Below are 20,746 nucleotides of genomic sequence, written 5' to 3'. Positions count from 1 at the left end.
TAATTTTTATTTGTGAGATTCGTGCTATTCGTGGCTAAAAAGATGTCAGATTACAGCGTGTTCGATCGCTGATTTTAGTTCTGGATATTTAAACTCAAACCCGGCTTCTTCGAGACGTTTTGGCAATACTTTTGTGCTTGCGAGCAATAATGCATCGCCCATTTCGCCAAAGATCATTGAGACGGCAAATTCAGGCAGCGGAAGAAATGTCGGGCGATAGAGAACTTCACCAAGCGTCCTTGTAAACTCCTCGTTTGTAACCGGATTTGGCGAAACAGCGTTGATGGCTCCGCGCAGATTTTCGTTTTCGATCGCGAAATTTATCACGTCCACTTCGTCGTCGAGCGAGATCCAACTCATCCATTGCTTGCCGCTTCCGACCACGCCGCCGACACCGAGTTTGAAAGGTGTTAGCATTGTAGCTAAAGCACCGCCGTCTTTGGATAAGACAATTCCTGTTCTGAGAAGTACTGTTCGAATTCCGGCGTCTTCGGCGCGACGCGATTCGGTTTCCCAGGCTTTACCGACCTCAGCAAGAAAATTGTCGCCACCAACGCTTGATTCCGTAACTTCCTCGTCGCCTCTTTCCCCGTAGAAACCGATCGCAGACGCCGCGATCAGTACCTTTGGTTTGTTAGCGAGTTTAGAGATCGCATCAACCACATTGCGAGTGCCAAGAATGCGACTGTCGCGAATGGCCTTTTTCTTTTCGTCGGTCCAACGAAATCCGCTAACGGTTTCTCCGGCAAGATGTACCACGACGTCGACGCCCTCAAGCTTTTCCGGATCGGTAAAACCATCTTCGACACTCCATTGGACATGTTGTTCGTCGGATGATTCCTTACGCGTGGCAAGCAGCATTTCATAGCCCTTTGCGGAAAATGATCTCTGCAGTGCTTTACCGATCAATCCACTCGCACCGGTGATTAGAATCTTCATAAAGTTAATTTAACCACAGATGAACACAGATAGACACAGACAAGAGAGAACAAAGACCGGTTATTTTAATTCGGCCGTCTCAAATCTTTTTTAACAAAATCGACCAAAAGTTTTATCTCACGGTCGGTCAAAATGTCACGAAACGGAACCATTCCATTGCCGCCATTGGCGATGTGGTTGTATATCTCAGCGTCGGCATTGTATTTGTGTTCGCCATCTCGGATATTTGGTGTCACGCGTCCATCGTCGAGCATTTTTCCTTCGCCCTCAGGCCCGTGACAGATCGCGCAATTTTGCCTGAAAAGTGTCGCTTCATAACTTTTACTTTGCGCAATAGCGTAGCGTTTTGTGGCGGAATTGGAACAGGCAACAACGATCACAATTGCGAAAAGCAATATTATCAATAGCTTGAAACGACTCATTTAGGATGCGATGTCTATGGTGCCTCAGTACGCAGAGCGCGTTTGATAATTTTGCCGGTTCCGCCTACGGGTAATTCGGATAGGAATTCGACGTGACGCGGATATTTATTTGCGGCAATTTGTTCACGGCACCATTCGATAAATTCTTCGGAGGTCAGTTCTTGATTATGGTTCAACACAACAAACGCCTTAACCTCTTCACCGAGCCGCTCGCATGGAACGCCGATAACTGCACACAGCGAAACTGACGGATGAGTGATGATGATCTCCTCAAGCTCGCGCGGATAAATATTGTAACCGCCGCGAAGGATCATATCTTTTTTGCGATCAACGATCGCCAGATAGCCTTCGTCGTCGATCACACCAATATCACCGGTGTGAAACCAGCCGCTGCGAAACGCTTCGGCGGTGGCTTCGGGGCGTTTGTAATATCCCTTCATCACATTTGAGCCGCGAATGACGACCTCGCCGCGCGTCCCTCGCGGCACTTCGTTGTCATCATCGTCAAAACACTTGACCTCTACGCCAAAGATCGGCTGGCCGACCGTGCCGGGTTTAGAAGGCTTGTCGAAATGATTGAAACAGGCAAGCGGCGATGTTTCTGAAAGCCCGTAACCTTCCCGCACACGAACGCCGAATTTCTCCTCAAACTCCTTCATCACCTCGACAGGCATCGGTGCTCCGCCTGATGTGCAGACCTTCATCGTTTCAGCGATGCGGCTGACATCATAGCCGGTTTCATTGACGTACTTCAGCAAGCCCCAATACATCGTCGGAACGCCGATCCAAAAATTTACTTTCTCTGCAACCATCGTGTCGAGAACAGCTTTCGCATCAAATCGCGGCAGCAGAATAACGCGGCAGCCGCCATACAGATTCGTGTTCATCTGCACGGTCTGCCCAGTCGTGTGAAACAGCGGGAGTGTTATCAACACCGTCTTTTGTTCGCCGTCGGTAAAATCCAGCATCGGCAAATGCGTTGACCAGGTGGTCGTCACATTTGTCATCAGATTTAAATGCGTCAGCTCAGCGCCTTTAGGTTGGCCGGTCGTACCTGATGTATAAAGGATCGCGCAAGTGTCATCTGGTCGCGTTGGAAATATCTCAAAACTATCACTCTTGTCAGCTATAAGTTGCGAGAGTGTCTGATGTTCGGCATACGGACTTGGATCTGCCAGATCTTTGGTCATTACGATCAGGTCGCGACACGCCTCAACCTGGTCAAAGCCTTCTTTTACATTCCGTGCCATTGGCAGATCGGGAACATCTTCAAAAGTGAACACCGCTTTCGCATCGGAATCGGACAGATGATATTCAATATCGCGGGGCTTGAAAAGGACACTGAGTGGCACAACAGCCGCACCAACTTTCATTATCGCGTAATAAATAACGGGGAAGTACGGAATATTCGGACAGCACAGAGCGACCTTGTCACCGTGACCTATACCCATCGCGACAAGCCCGTTTGCGACTTTATTCGACACCTTGTCGAGTTCGCCAAAGGTCATTCGAACGTTTTCCCAAACCACTGCTTCGCGCTGCGGAGTGAGCCGGGCATTATGCGAAATTATAGACGCCAAATTGAGTGTCGTGGCGGTGGTTTCCATAAACGTGATGTTTGATCCAACTAATTATACAACAGTTTTGTCTACAAAATTGATGCTTTTCGTAGCAGATATATCATCGCCTAATTTCTGGATCGAGTGAACTCTCCACTCATCATGCTGTTCTGGGAAATCGGTTCGAAAATGCCCGCCACGCGATTCCTCACGCCAGAGAGCGGCAGCGGCAACTAGTTTTGCAAGCGTCACAAAATTTCGTGACGACGAACTCAGATTTCCGGCCGACATCTGATCAAATTCTTTCAACGCTCGTTTTAAGGAATCGCGATCCCGAAGAATACCGACGCGTTCCCACATAATGCGTTTGATACGTTTTTTTACCGCAGTTGAAATTTCATTTGAACGGTCTTCGGTCTTAGGTCTTTGGTCTTCGAACTCCGCACTCCACACTCCCCCGTCCGCACTGTCAAGGGTTGCTGCTTTGCCTGCCCTTGCTCCAAAAACCAAACCTTCGAGCAGGGAATTTGAAGCTAGACGATTTGCTCCGTGAACGCCGGTGCATGAAACTTCACCGGCAGCATAGAGCCCCGGAACTGAAGTGCGTCCCCACAGATCGGTGCGAATGCCGCCCATGCAGTAGTGCGATGCGGGCGAAACGGGCAGCATGTTCGTCGCGATATTCAGGCCGTAAAATTTGCAGGTTTCGTAGATCTTTGGAAAGCGGTGTTGTAGGAAGTTTTCATCGAGTGCGGTCATGTCGAGAAAGACATTTCGCGTCCCAGTCCGACGCATTTCAGCGACTATCGAACGCGAAACTATGTCACGCGGTGCAAGCTCCGCTCGTTCGTCGTAACGCGGCATAAAGCGTTCGCCGTATTTGTTTTTCAGGATGCCGCCTTCGCCGCGCATCGCTTCGCTCAACAAAAAACGAGGAGCTTTTTCTAGACTCAGAGCAGTCGGATGAAACTGGATAAATTCCATATCGGCCATCTCGGCACCGGCAAAATACGCCATTGCCATTCCGTCTCCGGTCGCGACCGAAGGATTGGTCGTGTGTAGATATAATTGCCCTGCGCCGCCGGTACACATGATCACTGCCTTTGCATAAATTTCACGCGGCGCACGTAGAATCGGGTCGAGAAACCTCACACCAACACAGAGGCCATCGTGAACGAGCAGGCTTTCGGTATTAGCAAAAGGCGTTAGATTAATTGTTTTCTCTTGCCCGGCACGAGCGATCAAAGCACGAACAAACTCAGCCCCTGTCGAATCGCCGTTCGCGTGAATTATCCGCCGCCGCGAATGAGCAGCTTCTTGCGTAAAGACTAGCTTTCCGCCTTCGCGATCAAATTCGGTGCCCCAATCGATAAGTTGTTTTATGTATTTCGTGCCTTCCGTAACAAGCGTCTCAACCGCCTGCGGATCGCACAGCCCCGCACCCGCAACAAGCGTGTCGTCTTCATGGAGCTCCGCATTATCATCGTCCGACAACACAACCGCAACGCCACCCTGCGCGTATTCAGTATTAGATTCACTCGCCTTGTCCTTAGTTAAAACGGTAACTCGCCCGCCGCTAGCGGCAAGCTCGATCGAAGCCCGCAACCCAGCAACACCGCTGCCGATGACAATAAAATCTGTTTCCAATGACATTGAGAAAAATGTAGCAGATTCGTCCGCAACTATCGAATCAAAATAAAAAGCCTGCATGAACAAACATGCAGGCTTTTTATGAATAGATCAAAAATTCCATTAACCCGGAATCTTCAATTCCTGTCCCGGATGGATCATGTCGGGGTCTTTGATGATGTCGCGGTTGGCGTCGTAGATGGCTTTCCAGGTGATGCCGTATTTGGCGCCGATCTTGCTTAGGTTGTCGCCTGATTCGACGGTGTAGGTGTTTGCTCCGCCGCCGGCTGCGCTTGAGTCGGTGACGTTCAGGATCAGGTCGCCCGAACGAAATTCGGGGTCGATGCGTTCGTATTCGTCCCAGATCGCCTGTTTTGCTTCGGCACTTGGTGCGGTTGCATCGATGTGCAGAACTCCGTCTCCTTCGCTCAACTCATAGGTCGTGCCGTTAGAATTGGCGAGTTCAAGAAGTGTTTGATATTTCTCTTGTAATGACATATTTCCTCCCTAATCGGCCTATTTAATTGTGAGCTTGTTGTTTACTTTTTTCACGTCGGCTTCTTGTGCGGCCTTCATGACCTCGGCGAGACGGTCTTTGGCAACTGTGCCGGTTAACGTGACTTCGCCATCTTTGACTGCGACGTTAACTCCGCTAATGCCCATTTTCTTTAATACCTCATCAATGGTGCCCTTTTTCATCGGGTCAGATGCCTGCACGTCATCAATCGGTGCCGGCGGCGGCGGAAGCGGCTTTGTCTTGAGGTTTGCTGCATCGACGGATTTAATGCCTTCGACGCCCTTGACCGCAGCCTCGGCCTTTGTTTTTACGGTTATATCAGCGACCTCGCCGGTCAGCGTCGCAACACCGTCTTTGACGGCCACGGTAACGCCGGCAACCTTATCGGCAGACAGCTTTTCACTAGCCGCTTTCTGTATGTCCGCATCGCTCTTGCCGCACGCACTCAAAAATAGAGCGACGGCCAAAGTGAGAATTGTAAAAAATTTAATTTTCATTACTTCCTCCAAAATGTTTATATTTTGTCCTTTAATTATCAAAAATGGCCTTTAATAAAAGGCGGTACCAAGCATAAATTCTTTCCGACCAAGGGTGCGGAGATACTAATTTATCCAGTAAAAATATATTGATGCAAATCAGGCGGTTTAGCAATGTCGGAGCGGGAATTTCACGAAAAAATTTCCTCTTTCATCATTCGAGCCACATCATACGACGTGAAATCGGGCCGAATGACAAAATGCCATTCAGCCAAACAGTACACTTTTTGTCTGTCTTCAAAGAGCTTTAGTGCCTTTTGCTTGTTTCTCGCAAGCGGGCGATCTTTCCGCGAAAACGCGATGTTCCGCCAGCAATGATCGAACGAAGCCTCGAGCCACACACTCGTAAAGCCATTTTCTTGCAATAATTTGCGGTTTTGCTCAATGGTCCACGCACCGCCGCCAAGCGAAAGTATCTTTATGTCAGAGGCATTCAATACTTCTTTGAGGTTTTCGGTTTCGATCTCACGGTATTTGCCTTCGCCCTCGGCGTCGATGATCTCAGCGATCTTTCGATTCTCACTTGATTCGATGACGAAGTCGAGATCGACCTTTTTGCACTTCAGCATATTCGCAAGGTGCCGTGCGACGCTGGATTTCCCAACGCCCATAAAACCGGTCAACGCAATGTGAGTATCTTTGGCCATTGGTTAGATATTATGTTGACCGGGTGATGCTGGCAAGCACATCAAAAAAGCCCGGAAAGGAAACATCAACGCAATGAGCATCGATGATTTCTGTTTCTCCGTCCGCCAAAATCCCAGCGACGGCAAATGCCATCGCGATTCTATGGTCGCCGAACGAATCGACAACAGCTCCCTTCAGCCGAGATTTTTCGACCTTAAAGCCATCGTCAAACTCGGTTACCTCGGCTCCCATCCGTTTCAGGTTTTCTGTGATCGCGACAATGCGGTCGGATTCCTTTACGCGAAGTTCTCCCGCATCGCGAACCTCGATCCCATGTTCCAATTGCGTGCCGAGTATTGCAATGATCGGCAGTTCATCGATCATTTGGGCGATGATCGGACCGTTAAGTAGCAGTCTTTGTTTACGGGGCAGCAGCCCACCATAGACATTGATCGTTCCAACGCGTTCATTACAAACGTCAGTGAATGTGTGAATCTCAGCATCTGCGCATAGATCAAAAATAAGATCACAAATAGCAGTTCTTGTCCTATTAACGCCAACATTGGTCATCTCAATATTTGAGCCTCTTAAACAAGCCGCCGCCACGATGAAAAAAGCAGCTGACGAGATGTCCGACGGGATCTTCACATCATGTGCCTTGAGAACTTCGCTTCCAGAGACCGTTACTTGCTTCCGATCCTTCCGCATTGATGTCCTTACGTTTACATCAAACCATTCGAGCATGCGCTCAGTGTGGTCGCGGGTCCAGATCGTTTCAATAATCGAGGTGTCGCCATCTGAGTTGAGAGCGGCAAGCAGAATACTCGATTTTACCTGAGCGGAAGCAATATTCTGTACATGTGCAAAAGATCGCAGCGGATAGATTCCCGATATTGTCAGCGGCGGTTTGTCGTCACTTGAACCGATGCGTGCGCCCATTTTTTCGAGTGGATCGATCACGCGCTGCATCGGCCTTTTTTTTAGCGACTCATCGCCGATCAGCGTTGTTTCAAAGTCTTGCCCTGCGAGAATGCCTGCGAGCAGACGCAACGTCGTTCCGCTATTTCCGCAATCAAGCGGCCCTATGGGTTTGCGAAAGCCATTCTTACCAACGCCTTTTACGAGCACATCATTACCAATTTGTGTGATCGACACGCCAAGTTCCTTGAGGCATTTGATCGTAGTTTGGCAATCCTCGGCCGTGCTGAAGTTTTCGATCCGCGTGTCGCCGACGGCCATTGCGGCGATAAGCGCGGCCCTGTGCGAGATCGATTTGTCTCCCGGCAGATGTACTGTTCCGTGCAGCGATTTGGCCGGATAGATCCTCATATCGACAATTTTAGATTTATCGCGGGCGTTTGTCTTGACAGCAACTACTTTAAAACTATAACTTACAAAGCATACATTGTGTCTGAAATACGAGAGATCAAACTGCCCAGCCGTATCGAATCAGTCGAAGAAGCAGCCATGAAGGCCGCTGACTTTGCTGCCGAGCGCGGACTTGACGAAGAATTTACCTATGCCATCGACATGGCCGTCCGCGAATCGGTCGCTAATGCGGTCAAGCATGGCAACAAGTTCGATGAATCCAAACACGTTGAGGTGAAGATGGAAGACTCCGAGGAAGGCTTTGGGATCACGGTTCGAGATTTTGGCGAGGGATTTTCAGTTGAAGAAATACCTGATCCGACCAATCCTGAGAATTTACTAAAGACAAACGGTCGCGGCATTTTGTTCATGCGTTCATTTATGGACGATATTGATTGGTCGAACCACCCCGAAGGCGGCCTCGTCGTAGAGATGTTCAAAAAACGGTAATCTCTGATGTCTGTTTGGATTTTCGATCAGAGTGGACTAAAATCGGCTATTAACCTAACGAAACTAAACTTGAGGAGATAATAATGTCTGATATTAATATTACTGAACGCCAGGCCGGCGACGTTGCGATTCTTGATCTCGCGGGCAAAGTAACGATCGGCGAAGGCAGCGTGGCACTTAGAACAGCTATTCGACGGCTGCTTGGCGAAGGCAAGAATAAGATCCTGCTTAATCTGGCAGGTGTCGGCTATATCGATTCGAGCGGCATCGGCGAATTGGTTTCGAGCTTTACAGCCGTCAAGAAAGAAGGCGGCACGTTGAAGCTTTTGAAATTGACGCAAAAGATCCAGGATCTTCTCGCGATCACCAAGCTCTTGACGGTTTTCGACGTATTCGATGACGAAGGCGAGGCCCTCAGCAGCTATAACTAAGAGCTGCGTGGCTTCACGGCAACAGATCCGAAAATAATAGGATAGAGGAATATTTTATTGTTCCTCTATCCTTTATTCTTTTATTGGCGATCAAATACATCTAACCGAGCAGGACATTCATCTTTTAAGAGACAAACCATCGCCATTGGAGAATTGAATTCATGCGTCTAACAAACCTATTAGCATTTATCTTGTTGCTCTCATTTTGTGTTACCGGACAAGGCGTGCAGCTGGGCTTTGACCTCAGCAATTACGGCGTCAAGATCGAGGCCGATAGGCGGCTGATCGTGGTTCTTGCAGCTCTCGAAATGGCCGAGACAAAGACTCCTGCCGGTAGTGAAAAGCTGATAAACACGCCTCTCTCGGAAAAAGGAACAAAATTCAGGACTCAGTTGCTGCAAGACACTGCGGCGCTCGATCCTGACCTGCGCCGCCGCATCTCTGCGTTTGTCACGCAGTACAAAAAACGCCATCCAAATTTTTCTGATGCTCAGATCGTAGCTCCGTTCATGTCGATGGCACTTACCCTTACTCCCGCACCGGAGTTTGCTGATCCGGTAATAACGAACGACCTGCCCGGAAGCTTGCTCGATGTTTTAGACTTCGCGCCGTTGGCTCGCGAATTTTATCGCCGCTCCGGAATAAATTCAAAATTGGACGAATACGCGCGAAGCTACGGACGCGAAGCCGACGGCGTACTGCGAAGTTCTACTCGCGAAATGGTCAGCGAACTGCTCGATTATCTGCACACGCGGCCGCAGCTATTTTCAACCGAAAAAACGCAGATCGAAACACAAAAGACGAAGAGCAAAACGAAGATCAAAAAAGTTGAGACACGCGTTCTTGAGCGTCACTTTTTCATCGTTCCCGAAATGCTTGCAGCGCAGGGAAACGTTAATTTTCTGAATGCCCGCGACGATTATTATGTGATTCTGCCGCCTGACAAAGACCTCAGTTTTTCCGACGTTCGCCGGGCATTTTTGCAATTTGTGATCGATCCGCTTGTACTGAGCAATTCCAAGGATATTACTGCCTTGCGCGATTGGGTAAGACCGCAGCTCGACGAGCGCCGTAAAACAGATCCCTCGATCACGCCCGATGTGTTCTTGACCGTTTCACGTTCATTGGCGGCGGCTGTCGATATTCGGCAGGCTGAATTCGTTAAAAAGAACATCGCAACCGATCAGGCTCGTCGAAAGATCGACACGATGAAAACCGACGCTGAAAAACGCGCGGTCTCAGCCGAACTTGAAAAATTCAAACAGTCGTTGGCTGACGAATCGGTACTTCGACTATTTGAGGATCATGAAAAAGGCTTGGTGCTTACGTTCTTTTTTGCCGAAAAACTGAAGGAGATTGAAGAATCCGGGTTTGATATTGCGGCATCGCTCGGCGACATGATCGCTTCGTTCGACCCTGCTAAAGAAAGCACTAGCATCGCCGCGACTGTCGATGCGAGAACGAGAGCCCTCGCCGCACGCGAAGAGCGAAAAAGTCAACAGGGAAGTCAGATTGTCGTCGTCGAAAATCCCGTAACCGTTCGGCTTCGCGAAATTCAAAAGTCGATCGACGCAAAAGATCTCACAAAGGCCGCCGCCGATTTGAAACAGCTCCAAACCCAGAACCCAAACGATCCCCGAATCTTTTACAACCTCGGCCGCGTCGCCGCTCTCGAAGCCACAAAGCTCGAAGACGCCGACGCCCAAGCCGCCAAACTCATCGAAGCCAAAGAGGCCTACAGCAAAGTCATCGAGGTAAAAACCGTCGACACCGATCCCGCGCTCCTCTCCCTAACCTACGTCGCCCTCGCCCGCATCTACGAACATTTCAACAACAACGCAATGGCAATCAAACTCTACGACGAAGCCATAAAACTCGGACGTGTCGGCGCCTTCAACGACGCAATGGCTGGCATGCAAAGGCTGATCAAATTGCAGTAGGCAATAATTAAATTCAAGGTTTTCTTGTCTCTAAAGTCACTTGTAAGCGCAAGCTGAGTGTTCCGCCCTTACGGACGTGCGGGCTTATGCATCTGGCTTAGCTACGAAAATACAGGAACAGACACAAAATAAGAACATTTTTGTTTTCGTGTTCGTTCGTGTATTTTCGTGGTTACTTCTTAAATTTTTGTCGGAAAGTTGCGTCAAATCGAGAAAACCACGCCATATCGAGAAAGTTGGTCTTCCAATTTGCCTTGAAATGCGCTAGGTTGATGCGGGATCGTTGTAACGTCGATGATCTTTGATCTTTGAAAACCAGTCGAACGGCAGCGGAAAGCTGTAACGATCTGTGCCACAAACCGCGCATTTTGTAATACTTTGTCAGACAAACGGCGATTCTGAAAAATTAAAGGAATATCGCTAAGTCAAACCATAAACATAATGTTTACATCGTTTAAGGCGTCCAAGCTGGTTACAGATCGCCATATTTTGAACAAAAAAGTTTTTTTCAAAAAAGTGCGGAACGCAGCCAAAAACCGACAATAACCTTATTCGTTACAACATTTACATCGTTCCACACCTATGTGGAACGGTGTGGAACGCTTGGAACGGCATTTTCCGTGAAAAAAAACGGTGGGACAGTGGGACACTTTGGGACAGTCAAAATTCTGAATTCTGAATTCTGAATTCCGAAAACAGTCTGATAACGTCTAATCAATGGTAAATAAAGACTTTCGGAGCGGTTTGGTCGCGTTGATAGGGCGGCCGAATGCAGGGAAATCAACTTTGCTCAACCGTCTGGTCGGTGAAAAGATCGCGGCTGTTTCAAATAAGCCGCAGACGACACGGCATCGGATCAAGGGCATTGTGTCGCGTGATGACGGACAGATCGTATTTGTCGATACGCCGGGCGTGCACAAGCCGGGACATTTGCTAAACCGAAGAATGATGTCGGCTGTTCACGACGCGATAATGTCGGTCGATCTGCTTGTGCTGATGCGTGATGCGAGCGTTTCGACGGGCAATGGCGACAAGTTTGTGCTTGAGCTCGTGAAACAAGCTGAAAGCAAGGCGATACTTGTTCTCAATAAGATCGACAAGATCAAGGACAAAGCTGCTCTGCTGCCTTTGATGGAATTTTATTCAAAGGAATATGAGTTCGCTGAGATCATGCCGGTTTCTGCTTTGAAGGGCGATGCGATCGATGATTTGTTGTCTCTCATCGTTAAACATCTACCCGTAGGCGAGCCTATTTTTGATGTTGACGAGATGACCGACCAGTCGATGCGCAGCATCGTTTCTGAGATGGTCCGCGAAAAGATCTTGCAATCGACCGGCGAGGAAATTCCATATGTGACAGCCGTCGTGACCGAAGTTTTTGACGAAAGCGACCCGACGATGACAACCATTTTCTGCGCGATCTATGTCGAAAAACCTTCGCAAAAAAAGATAGTAATCGGTAAGCAAGGCGCTCGCGTAAAGGACATTGGGACACGGGCGAGAATGGACATCGAAAAGCTGCTGGGCAAAAAGGTCTTTCTGAAATTATTCGTAAAGGTCGTCGAAGATTGGCGCAACCGCGAACGCGATTTGGACGACATAGGTATCCGTGAATAGGGCTTTAACGCAGAGAACGCAGAGAAGGAATGAAAAATTGGTTTGCAGTCGATATTGTGGTTCATGCTGATGCAGCCGAAGCCGTCGAATCGGCGTTCAATCGGCTCGAGTCTCTTGGCAACGAGATCGACAGCTTTCGACATGCGGATGGCGCACCACTGCGTGTAACCGGATACTTCGATGCGTTGCCTAACGAGGCGGATATTCGTCTCGCGGTGGATGCGTCGTTAATGATCTATGGTTTTACATCTGACGCCGTAAAAGATATCACTACTCGCGCAGTGGAACAGACAGATTGGCTCGCAGAGTGGAAAAAATATTGGAAGCCAACTGTTATCGGCAATTTTATCATCGCTCCGCCGTGGGAAGTCGTTGATAAGACCGAAAAGATCGTCATTAGCATCGAACCGAACATGGCGTTCGGCACCGGAACGCACGAGACCACGCAGCTTTGTCTGCAGGCGATCACCGACAATTACCGCAACGGACAATCGTTTCTAGATGTCGGAACCGGAACCGGAATTCTGGCGATAGCGGCAGCGAAATTAGCCAAAGATAAACTTGAAATTCTAGCCTGTGATACCGACGCGGATTCCGTCGCCATCGCAAAAGAAAATGCTATCTTAAATGGTGTCGGCGAGAAGATCGAATATTTTCTAGGGTCGATAGATGGCGATACACCAGCTTTTGATTTTGTATGCGCAAATCTTACGATTGACGTGATCGTTCCGCTGCTGCCATTGCTGCTTGAAAAGACGAAAGAGACATTGGTGCTGTCTGGAATCTTGCTTGAGCAGAGAGACATCATTGTTTTGGATCTTCAGAAATTTGAGATCTCAAATTTCAAATTTGAAACTTCCGGAGAATGGATCGCGGTAATTATTTCAATGGACTAGGTTTGGCAGTCGGCATTGCCAGAGGAATATCGCCGTCGTCGGTAATCGTGATCAAAGGATTGCGCCGTTTTGGTTTTGAACGAGGCATCGCAGTTTTTAGCACCGGACGCTCAATGGGAGATTCTAATTTTTTAGGTGACAGTGGGGCGGTTCTCTTCAAAATCGTTCCGCCTTTGCCTGTGATCCAAAGATTGTTTCCGCCACGATAAACAACTGCCTGCAGCACTCTGCCGGTAATGTTCGGCTGCGTCTGCCAAGTCACGCCGGCGTCTTCGGTTACAAGAACCGTTCCGAATTCACCCGCCGCGATAGCACTCGCAGCACCAAAGGACTGAACAGCAAAGAGGCTGTTTCCCGACGCGGTTTCCATATCCTTCCACGTCGCGCCGCCGTCGGATGTTTTGAGAATTATTCCACCCGAGCCTACAGCAAATCCGCTTTTGTTGTCGGAAAAGCTTACGGCATACAGATTGTCTCGGACGTTGGTCTTGATCTTTTTCCACGTAAGAGCGCCGTCGTCGGTTGTGAGAATAGTGCCGCTGTCGCCAACTGCAACGCCGCGTGTCTCGTCAAGGAATTTTACATCTTCGAGCCACAGCTTGGTGCCGGAATCAGAACGCACCCAAGATTCACCGCCTGAAGATGTGCGCATGACAGTTCCGTTCGCTCCCACAGCGAAACCGACTTTATCCGAAATGAAATGCACGCCAAACAGGTCTTCTGTTACATTGGTGACGTTGCTGACCCAACTCGCACCGCCGTTTATTGTTCTCAGGATCGTGCCGCCATCGCCGACCGCCCAACCCAGTTGACCGTCAGCGAACGAAACGGCATTAAGATTTTTGAGGCTCTCGCTAAATACCGGCAGCCACATACGACCGCTGTCGTTAGTGATCCAGATCTTTCCATTAGATCCGACGGCGACGCCGATCTCATCGCTCAGAAATGTAATATCGTTGACATCTTCGCGGCCGCCCTGAGTAAGCCGCTGCCAGCTGAAGCCGCCGTCGTCCGTACGCAGGATGAGGCCGTTTTCGCCTGTTGCCCAGCCTGTAAACGTGTTGGCGAAATAGATGGCGACAAGTTTCGGGTTAGTCCGAACATTGAACGGCAGCCACGTCGTTCCGCCATCGCCGGTCAACCAGACCATGCCATTGGCGTCTGTTATCGAACCGTTCTTCTCGCTGGAAAACGATACCGAAAGCATGTCCGCACGGCTATATATATTTTGATGCGACCATGTCGCGCCGCCATCTGTGCTTCGTGCCACGCAGCCGCCGTAGCCTGTCGCGATGATGGTGTTGGACCTTAGATAAGCGGAACCTGAGACGATCGCATTGCCGCAGGGATTTGAGTTCTGCCACGAATCGCCGCCGTTTGCAGTGGTCAGCAAGACTCCGTTCATGCCTGTAGCAACCGCGTGGTTGTCATCGAACGCCGACACTTTTAGAAGATGTTCGGTGGTGCCTGACGGTTGGACCTTCCACGTCATGCCGCCGTCGATGGTTTTAAGGATGCGGCCGTATGTGCCGCAAGCCCAACCAGTTTTAGAATCGGCTGATACAAATGTAATCCCGTAAAGATGATCGCGTGTGTCGACCGCAACAGTTTTCCAATCGCTGCCGCCATCATCGGTCGTGAGCACAGTTCCGCGAGAGCCGACAATAAGTGCATTATTCGTGTCGCGAACATAAACTCCAGACAGCGTGACGTTGGTCGGCGAAGACTGCTTTTCCCAACGGAAACCGCCGTCTTTTGTTTTCAGTATCGTATTGTCCGAGCCGACCGCGTATCCGGTTTCATTGTCCTTTGCGAAATGGATCGCATACAGCGGATTACCCTGCGGCAGCGGATTTTGCCACGCCCAGCCAAGTCCGGTCTTCTGCGACGAAAGGGTGTTTTGAGCGACGACCGAATGATGGCTGTAAAAAAGCACAAAAAGAAAAAAAAATGATTTGTAAAATCCTGACTGCATCTGAAGAGCGATAGTTTGTGTCTTTTGCGGCTAAATTTCTATAACGCCGAGTTCCACGACGGCTTCGTCCAAAAGAGCTTCGTCGACAAATCCGAGCTCGGCCATTTTGCGTGCCATCGAATCAGCAACTTCCTGTACTTCATGTCCCGAATGTCCCTTGACCCATTTCCACGCTATCGTGTGTTTTTTGGCGGCGGCATCGAGCCGTTTCCACCAGTCGTGATTTGTCTTACGTTTCCAAGTCCCGCCCATCGTCTCGACCACATATCGCGAATCAGACATCAATGTAACCGTGCAGCTTTCCTTCAAATTCTCTAATCCGATAGCAGCGGCCGCGATCTCGGCTTGCTGGTTGGTTGCATTGCCGAGATATTCGCCGACGGCTTTCCAGTAGCCCCTGAACCCAAGCACGGCAACCGCCGCAGCACGCGGATTTCCTCTACCGTTGCCGAGGCTCGATCCGTCACAAACTATCGTTACATCTTTCATCTAATCGCCTATCGAAAGCACATTATCCACATAGTTATCAAAAGTGTCATCGTGCGAGATAACAAAAAGCTGGTCGAAATGTTTGATGCGACTTATTTGTTCTGCGAAATTCTCGCGCCTTTCGGTGTCCATGTTTGTCGTTGGCTCGTCAAAGAACGCGATGCGAATATCGCTCATCTGTTTTAGTATAGCGAGGCGAACCGACAATGCTGCAGACATCTGTTCGCCACCCGAGAGGCTTTGAAACGGGCGCTCATAGCCGTCCTCTTCGAGAACTATCGAATAATCTTCCGTCCATTTCAGCGTCCGCTCGCCGTTGCCCGTGATCTCGCGGAACATCTGATTTGCTTCGAGCGAAACATGATAAACATAATTCCGTGCGACGCGAGGAGCGGCTTCCTTGAGCGTATCACGAATGAAGGCCGTCGTTTCCGCTACGGTTTCAAGTCTTTCTTTGTCCTTGAACTCGGTTTGAAGCGACTTTCTGATAGCGGCAAATCGTTCTAATTCCGCAGCGATCTGCTCCTCACGCGTTTTCGCGGCAGCGAAGGTCGCATGAGTCTCGGCGAGACGACGTTCCGCGTTCAATAATTCACTTCGCTCGATCTTGTGCCGCTCGACGTCGTATCCACCAGCCGCAGATGCGAAAGCAGCCTGCGCCTTTTCAAGGTTTGTTTTGGCAGCAGCGACCTTGTCGTTGGATACCTGAAGTTCTTTTTTAAGCCCCGCAAGCATTGAGGCTTCACCCTCATTTGCCAAAAAGGTGCGGTGAGCATTGATTGTGGCATCACGTTCAGCCGTTAACTGCGACCAGCGTTTGTCAAAATCTTTAAAGTCGTCAAGTTGTTCGATGAAAAGCTTGCGTTCGCTCTCAAGGCGTTCGAGATTGCTCTCAACATTGGTCAAACCTGTTCGTAACTCAGGCTCGCGGATCAAACTTTTCTCAAGCACACGTATCCGTGCCGCAGGATCAACCAACGCCTTCAATTTCGATTGCAATTCAGAATATCGCTGTTCATATTTACCTAGCTGCTGTGCATCTACTTCAAGAGCTTTCTGTTTTATTTTTAGGCCATCAACATCCTTTTGGAGTTCCATACCGAGTCGCTTGAAACTCTCGTTGTCTTCAACTGCTTGTTGGGTGTCGCTCGCATTTGCCTTCACATCTTCACGGTGAGTTCGATAGATCGAGCGCTTGTTTTCAATTTCTCTGTTTATGCTTTCCAGTCGTTCCACAGCATTTCGCGAACCCGCGATCTTATTGCGAACGTCTTCTGTTTCGGTCTCTATTTCTAACTGCTCCGCTGCTTTGGCTCGCAGAGTTTCGATCTCTTTGCGGGCCGCAGCAATATTATTTAGCTCCTGTTCGTGCCTTCGATGCTCAGCTTTGACATTTACGATCGCAGCATCAGTTTTGGCGAGTTCCGATTTCAATTGATCGCGATGTTTTCGTTCACGTTCAAGTTCGGTAAGCTTGCGGAGCGCGGTCAGATGCTGTTCGTGGTGTGAACGAGTTTTATCGATCTTGGTAGCCGCTTCGGTTGCACGAGCTAAGGCGGCTTCAGCTTGCTGGACAATAATTTCTAATTTTTCTTTGTCCGAACGCCTGCGTTCGAGAGTTGATCTGAGATCCGTTAACTGCTTTTCCTGTTCATTAAGCAACTTTACTCTTGATTGTTTGTCAGCCAATTCGGCGGCGATCTTTTCAATCTCACCGTTAAGCTTGTGGGAATGTTCTTTTATCTTATCGTGCTCGGCAGTTACGGTTTCCGAGCGGGATAGTTCGCCTTCCGCTCTCGCGATGCTTTCACGAATCACTAAAATGCTTTGATCGAGAAAGCGCGACGTGTCACGCAGCTTTTCTGCAGCCTGACGATACTCTTCAACCTTTAGCAGACGGTCAAACGCCGATTTTCGCTCGGTTGATCCTTCAAGAAAGATCGCCGTAAACGTGCCTTGGGGAACGCCGATGGCCTGCCGGAACAACGATTTGAGATCGGTGCCCGGTTCGAGGCCGAGATGCTGCCAGAGAAAACGAAAGACCTCTTCCTTTTTATCCGCGATTCGTGTGTTCAGACGCGGATCGGTAACGTGATAGCCTGCACCGCTGTCGCGATAGACTATGTACTCGCGTTCGTCGAGGCTGCTTTCAAATGTGACCCTTACCGAGCCTTTCTTGGCGCCGCGACGAACAAAATCCTCCTTTTTATACTCGAGCAGGTCAAAAAGTGTCCACGCGATAGCTTCGATGATCGTAGTTTTGCCCGCTCCGTTTTCGCCTGTAATAGCGGTCGTTCCGCGTGAAAATTCGAATGTCGATGAGATGTGAGACTTGATATTCTCAAGCTCGATCTTTGAGATATGCATGACGCGATCTGAACTTATCTTTCAAGCTCAAGTTTAGAATAAAATCGCGGCAAAGAAAAAGACGGCAAATTTCATATGGAAATTGCGTAGGAAGCAGGGAATCGGCGACAATTTGCGTATGAAAATTGAAACCGGAGAAATAGTGATAGCGATCCTGCACAGCCCGCGTGAAAAGCTGCTGGGTATTGTCGATGAGATAAATCCCGCGGGTATTTCTGTTCGCTCGATCGAGTTGGGATATTTTGACGATTGGTGCAAGTCTATAAGTGTGGGTGAAGCGCATTTGCAGATGTCGGACAATTTCTTCCCTATGTGGCGCGTCGAGCGGATCACGAGAGACGAGGCGACGGATGATGTGCCGTCGATGTCGGATCAGTTTCACTTCCGAACAGGAAGGTGGCTGTCCGATCAATAAAATGGCCTGCCGTTTCAAAATTGAATCATTCTTAACTGCTGGGAACCATTTGCGACCGTGACGGATCCTATTTCATTCGCGGTTATAAAATACTGATGGCTGTCATTTCTTTCGTTTAATAGTTGCTCCAAGTCATCATAAACTTCAGGGGTCACTGGATCATCGACAAATACCGGCTCAATTACAGCGAGCCGTTTGAAACAATCATGAAGATGCCCTCGCCCCGAGCCAAAATCGCCTGCGTCAGTTCCGACAATGAGACGGATGCGAGCATTTTCGTCTGCAGACCGACTTAGAATTGCCGCAGCTAGTCGAACGCCTCTCTCAAATTGCTCAGAAACCACGACACCTTCTCCGCGTTGTTCGGCTTCGAGTTTTTCACGCAGAGTCAGCTTTTTCCCACCGGTTTTTGGCATCCGGTCATCTAGTATCACGGTTATGAGTTTGTCGTCCTCAGCAGCAAATTCGCGGACGGTCAAGACTCTTGCCCTCGCGGTCGCTTTCCAGTCAATATGCCGCAGGTCATCATTTGGCCTGTAATCACGCAATGCCAAAAGGTCTTCACCGACACCTCGTTTGTTCGCAGTGAATTTTCCCGTGTTGAGTGGTATGTCCTGAAGGTCATGATTGATCGGCATAGGATGTGGAAAAACGATCAAGTCAGTTTCTCGTGCCGGAAGACGTCGCCGGTGATTAAAAAATCCGAATGGAAATTTTGTTGAGAGTTCGAAATCTTTAATGATAAGGCGCCCGCGATGCGGGAAGGTGTGCTTGGCCTTTGATTCGACCGTCTTTTGCGGGCCGATATATACAAAATGATCCAGAGTGCGTCGAACGATGCTGGCGCGGCCGAGCCATTCGGCTATCCATCGTGGGAAAATCGTTTTCAGATCGTCGTCGGCGATCGAACGCTCGCGTTCTTGTCCACGCACCTTTGCGACGATAGAAAATGCCGGAAAGATGCGTTTCCGATTATTGAGGCTGACGAGAATAGGCGTTGACTCACCTGCAAAGATCGTATCGGGAAACCGCATTTTCACATCGAGTTTCTTTAGGCAGATGTTTCCGGCAAAGAAACCGACGATCAGCGTTGCGATCAAGAAAGAAAGTACAATAAAGAGCAAATTGTTGCCCGTATTCCACGCGGAAAATCCGACGATCATTATCAGCACCAGCATCACCGCTCCGCCTGTCGTGAATTCGAACGGCAGGTTCATTTGCGACGCTTCGCGGCCTGCGTTGCGTGCCAGCGGAGGCACGACAAAGATCAAAATTAGCAGAACGAAGACAAGCGAAATGCCGGCCGAAATGCCTGCGAGCCTTATATTACCGGTTTGATGGGCGTAGAGAGTAAGGATCGAAAGGCCGATGCCGCCGAACACAACAAGCAATCCAAGTGCGCCGTTCCTGAGGTCGCGAAGACTAAAAAGCTGACTGATGGATCGCAAGTTCATTGAGTTTGTCGAGTTTTATGAGTTCGTTGAGTGAGGCAAGAAATTTACTCAATGAACTCAACAACTTATAAACTCAATACCTTAAACAGGAACGGTTATCGTCTGTAATATTTCCTGTAAAACGCGTTCGGCCTCGCGGGTTCGCTGACGCAAAACTCCGCTGCGTGAATTGACAATAATTCTATGCCCAAAGCACGGGACGACGAGCCGTTTAATGTCGTCGGCAATGCAAAAATCGCGTCCTTCGATAACCGCGAGTGCCTGGGCCGAGCGAAAAAGAGCAAGAGTGCCGCGCGGGCTTATTCCAAGTTCCAAGGCTTCAGACTTTCGTGTTGCATCGACGATCTGGAGCAAGTAGTCGAGCAGCGATTCATCAAACCTGACTTCCGAAACCAATTGCTGCAATTCAATAACATCGGCCTGCGTCATTACCGGTTCGACGTTGTCCAGCGGATCGACGCCTGCCCGATCTCGCAGTATGCGACGCTCTTCCTCGATATTGGGATAGCCCATATGAAGCCGCAGCATAAAACGGTCAAGTTGCGATTCCGGTAAGGGATATGTGCCGTGATGTTCGGACGGATTCTGCGTTGCGACGACAATAAAGGGAATCGGCAATCTTCGTGAAACGCCTTCGACGGTGACTTGTTCCTCAGCCATTGCTTCGAGCAGGGCCGATTGCGTCTTTGGCGTCGAACGGTTTATCTCGTCGGCAAGCACGATATTTGAAAATATCGGCCCGGCCTTCCATTCAAAATCACCGCTTTTTTGATTGAATAACGAAAGGCCGATGACATCGGACGGCATCAGGTCGGACGTGAACTGGATACGCTGAAACGACAATTCCAGAGCCCGTGCCAGAGCATTGGCAAGTGTCGTTTTACCGATGCCGGGAACGTCCTCGATCAGCAAATGGCCCTTGGCAAGCAATGCGATAAGGGCGAATTTTACCGTTTCCGATTTGCCCCGAATGACGCTTTCAATAGCCGACTGCAGATCGGCGATCTTTGCCGAGGCATCAAAATTCGAGGCTCTTCTTGTGCCTTCGACGGCTGTTTCCGCTACTATCCAATCTCTCATGAGGCTCAAATGAGCGGAAATCCGCCCGAAACTAT

At 49.4% G+C, this 20,746-nt stretch carries 19 protein-coding genes; 6 read left to right on the top strand and 13 right to left on the bottom strand.

The features are described 5' to 3' along the window. Positions 1–45 precede the first annotated feature (45 nt). From IPL32_04210 to aroA, 8 genes are all read right to left on the bottom strand, one after another. Positions 46–939 (bottom strand): TIGR01777 family protein, encoded by an 894-nt coding sequence (locus IPL32_04210; GenBank protein ID MBK8465013.1) that lies wholly within the window; start codon positions 937–939, stop codon positions 46–48. 65 nt (positions 940–1,004) lie between these two features. Then, positions 1,005–1,361: a cytochrome c gene (locus IPL32_04205; GenBank protein MBK8465012.1), complete on the bottom strand. Its 357-nt coding sequence runs from the start codon at positions 1,359–1,361 to the stop codon at positions 1,005–1,007. 14 nt (positions 1,362–1,375) lie between these two features. After that, positions 1,376–2,968 (bottom strand): long-chain fatty acid--CoA ligase, encoded by a 1,593-nt coding sequence (locus tag IPL32_04200; protein ID MBK8465011.1) that lies wholly within the window; start codon positions 2,966–2,968, stop codon positions 1,376–1,378. 24 nt (positions 2,969–2,992) lie between these two features. Then, positions 2,993–4,573 (bottom strand): L-aspartate oxidase, encoded by a 1,581-nt coding sequence (locus tag IPL32_04195; protein ID MBK8465010.1) that lies wholly within the window; start codon positions 4,571–4,573, stop codon positions 2,993–2,995. 99 nt (positions 4,574–4,672) lie between these two features. Then, positions 4,673–5,047, bottom strand: coding sequence for a LysM peptidoglycan-binding domain-containing protein (locus tag IPL32_04190; protein ID MBK8465009.1), 375 nt, complete (start codon positions 5,045–5,047; stop codon positions 4,673–4,675). 18 nt (positions 5,048–5,065) lie between these two features. After that, positions 5,066–5,563: a BON domain-containing protein gene (locus IPL32_04185; protein ID MBK8465008.1), complete on the bottom strand. Its 498-nt coding sequence runs from the start codon at positions 5,561–5,563 to the stop codon at positions 5,066–5,068. 170 nt (positions 5,564–5,733) lie between these two features. Then, complete coding sequence (locus tag IPL32_04180; GenBank protein MBK8465007.1) at positions 5,734–6,249, bottom strand: shikimate kinase; 516 nt, start codon at positions 6,247–6,249, stop codon at positions 5,734–5,736. 10 nt (positions 6,250–6,259) lie between these two features. Continuing rightward, positions 6,260–7,558, bottom strand: coding sequence for a 3-phosphoshikimate 1-carboxyvinyltransferase (gene aroA, locus IPL32_04175; GenBank protein ID MBK8465006.1), 1,299 nt, complete (start codon positions 7,556–7,558; stop codon positions 6,260–6,262). 78 nt (positions 7,559–7,636) lie between these two features. Between aroA and IPL32_04170 the strand changes: the two genes are divergently transcribed. The 5 genes from IPL32_04170 to IPL32_04150 all read left to right on the top strand — a co-directional run bounded on the left by IPL32_04170 (position 7,637) and on the right by IPL32_04150 (position 12,931). Continuing rightward, a complete protein-coding gene (locus IPL32_04170; protein MBK8465005.1) occupies positions 7,637–8,047 on the top strand; it encodes an ATP-binding protein in 411 nt (136 codons plus the stop codon). An 83-nt stretch (positions 8,048–8,130) separates the two neighbouring features. Further along, a complete protein-coding gene (locus IPL32_04165; protein ID MBK8465004.1) occupies positions 8,131–8,478 on the top strand; it encodes an STAS domain-containing protein in 348 nt (115 codons plus the stop codon). 161 nt (positions 8,479–8,639) lie between these two features. Continuing rightward, positions 8,640–10,418, top strand: coding sequence for a hypothetical protein (locus IPL32_04160; GenBank protein MBK8465003.1), 1,779 nt, complete (start codon positions 8,640–8,642; stop codon positions 10,416–10,418). A 717-nt stretch (positions 10,419–11,135) separates the two neighbouring features. Then, complete coding sequence (gene era, locus IPL32_04155) at positions 11,136–12,035, top strand: GTPase Era (protein MBK8465002.1); 900 nt, start codon at positions 11,136–11,138, stop codon at positions 12,033–12,035. A 29-nt stretch (positions 12,036–12,064) separates the two neighbouring features. Continuing rightward, positions 12,065–12,931 carry a 50S ribosomal protein L11 methyltransferase gene (locus tag IPL32_04150; protein ID MBK8465001.1) on the top strand — a complete coding sequence of 289 codons (867 nt, stop codon included), beginning with the start codon at positions 12,065–12,067 and terminating at the stop codon, positions 12,929–12,931. Here IPL32_04150 and IPL32_04145 read toward each other — a convergent pair. Genes IPL32_04145 through IPL32_04135 form a run of 3 tightly spaced genes read right to left on the bottom strand, consistent with a single transcriptional unit; the run spans position 12,915 to position 17,762 of the window. Further along, positions 12,915–14,906: a hypothetical protein gene (locus IPL32_04145; GenBank protein ID MBK8465000.1), complete on the bottom strand. Its 1,992-nt coding sequence runs from the start codon at positions 14,904–14,906 to the stop codon at positions 12,915–12,917. The two genes, IPL32_04150 and IPL32_04145, sit on opposite strands and share 17 nt — an antisense overlap. 30 nt (positions 14,907–14,936) lie before the next feature. Next, positions 14,937–15,395: a ribonuclease HI gene (locus IPL32_04140; GenBank protein MBK8464999.1), complete on the bottom strand. Its 459-nt coding sequence runs from the start codon at positions 15,393–15,395 to the stop codon at positions 14,937–14,939. Next, on the bottom strand, positions 15,396–17,762 hold the full coding sequence (locus IPL32_04135; GenBank protein MBK8464998.1) for a hypothetical protein: 2,367 nt from the start codon (positions 17,760–17,762) through the stop codon (positions 15,396–15,398). It lies immediately after the preceding gene. A 118-nt stretch (positions 17,763–17,880) separates the two neighbouring features. On the opposite strand from IPL32_04135, the gene IPL32_04130 reads away from it, so the two are divergent. After that, positions 17,881–18,177 (top strand): hypothetical protein, encoded by a 297-nt coding sequence (locus tag IPL32_04130; protein ID MBK8464997.1) that lies wholly within the window; start codon positions 17,881–17,883, stop codon positions 18,175–18,177. Between the two features lie 14 nt (positions 18,178–18,191). On the opposite strand, the gene IPL32_04125 is transcribed toward IPL32_04130, so the two are convergent. Together IPL32_04125 and IPL32_04120 are read right to left on the bottom strand one after the other, a co-directional pair. After that, entirely contained in the window at positions 18,192–19,631 is a 1,440-nt protein-coding gene (locus IPL32_04125; protein ID MBK8464996.1) for a DUF58 domain-containing protein, read from the bottom strand. 81 nt (positions 19,632–19,712) lie between these two features. After that, positions 19,713–20,711: a MoxR family ATPase gene (locus IPL32_04120; GenBank protein ID MBK8464995.1), complete on the bottom strand. Its 999-nt coding sequence runs from the start codon at positions 20,709–20,711 to the stop codon at positions 19,713–19,715. Between the last annotated feature and the right edge of the window lie 35 nt (positions 20,712–20,746).

This window comes from Chloracidobacterium sp., from assembly GCA_016711345.1.
GTDB lineage: Bacteria > Acidobacteriota > Blastocatellia > Pyrinomonadales > Pyrinomonadaceae > OLB17.
This window is presented reverse-complemented; position numbering and strand designations above follow the sequence as displayed.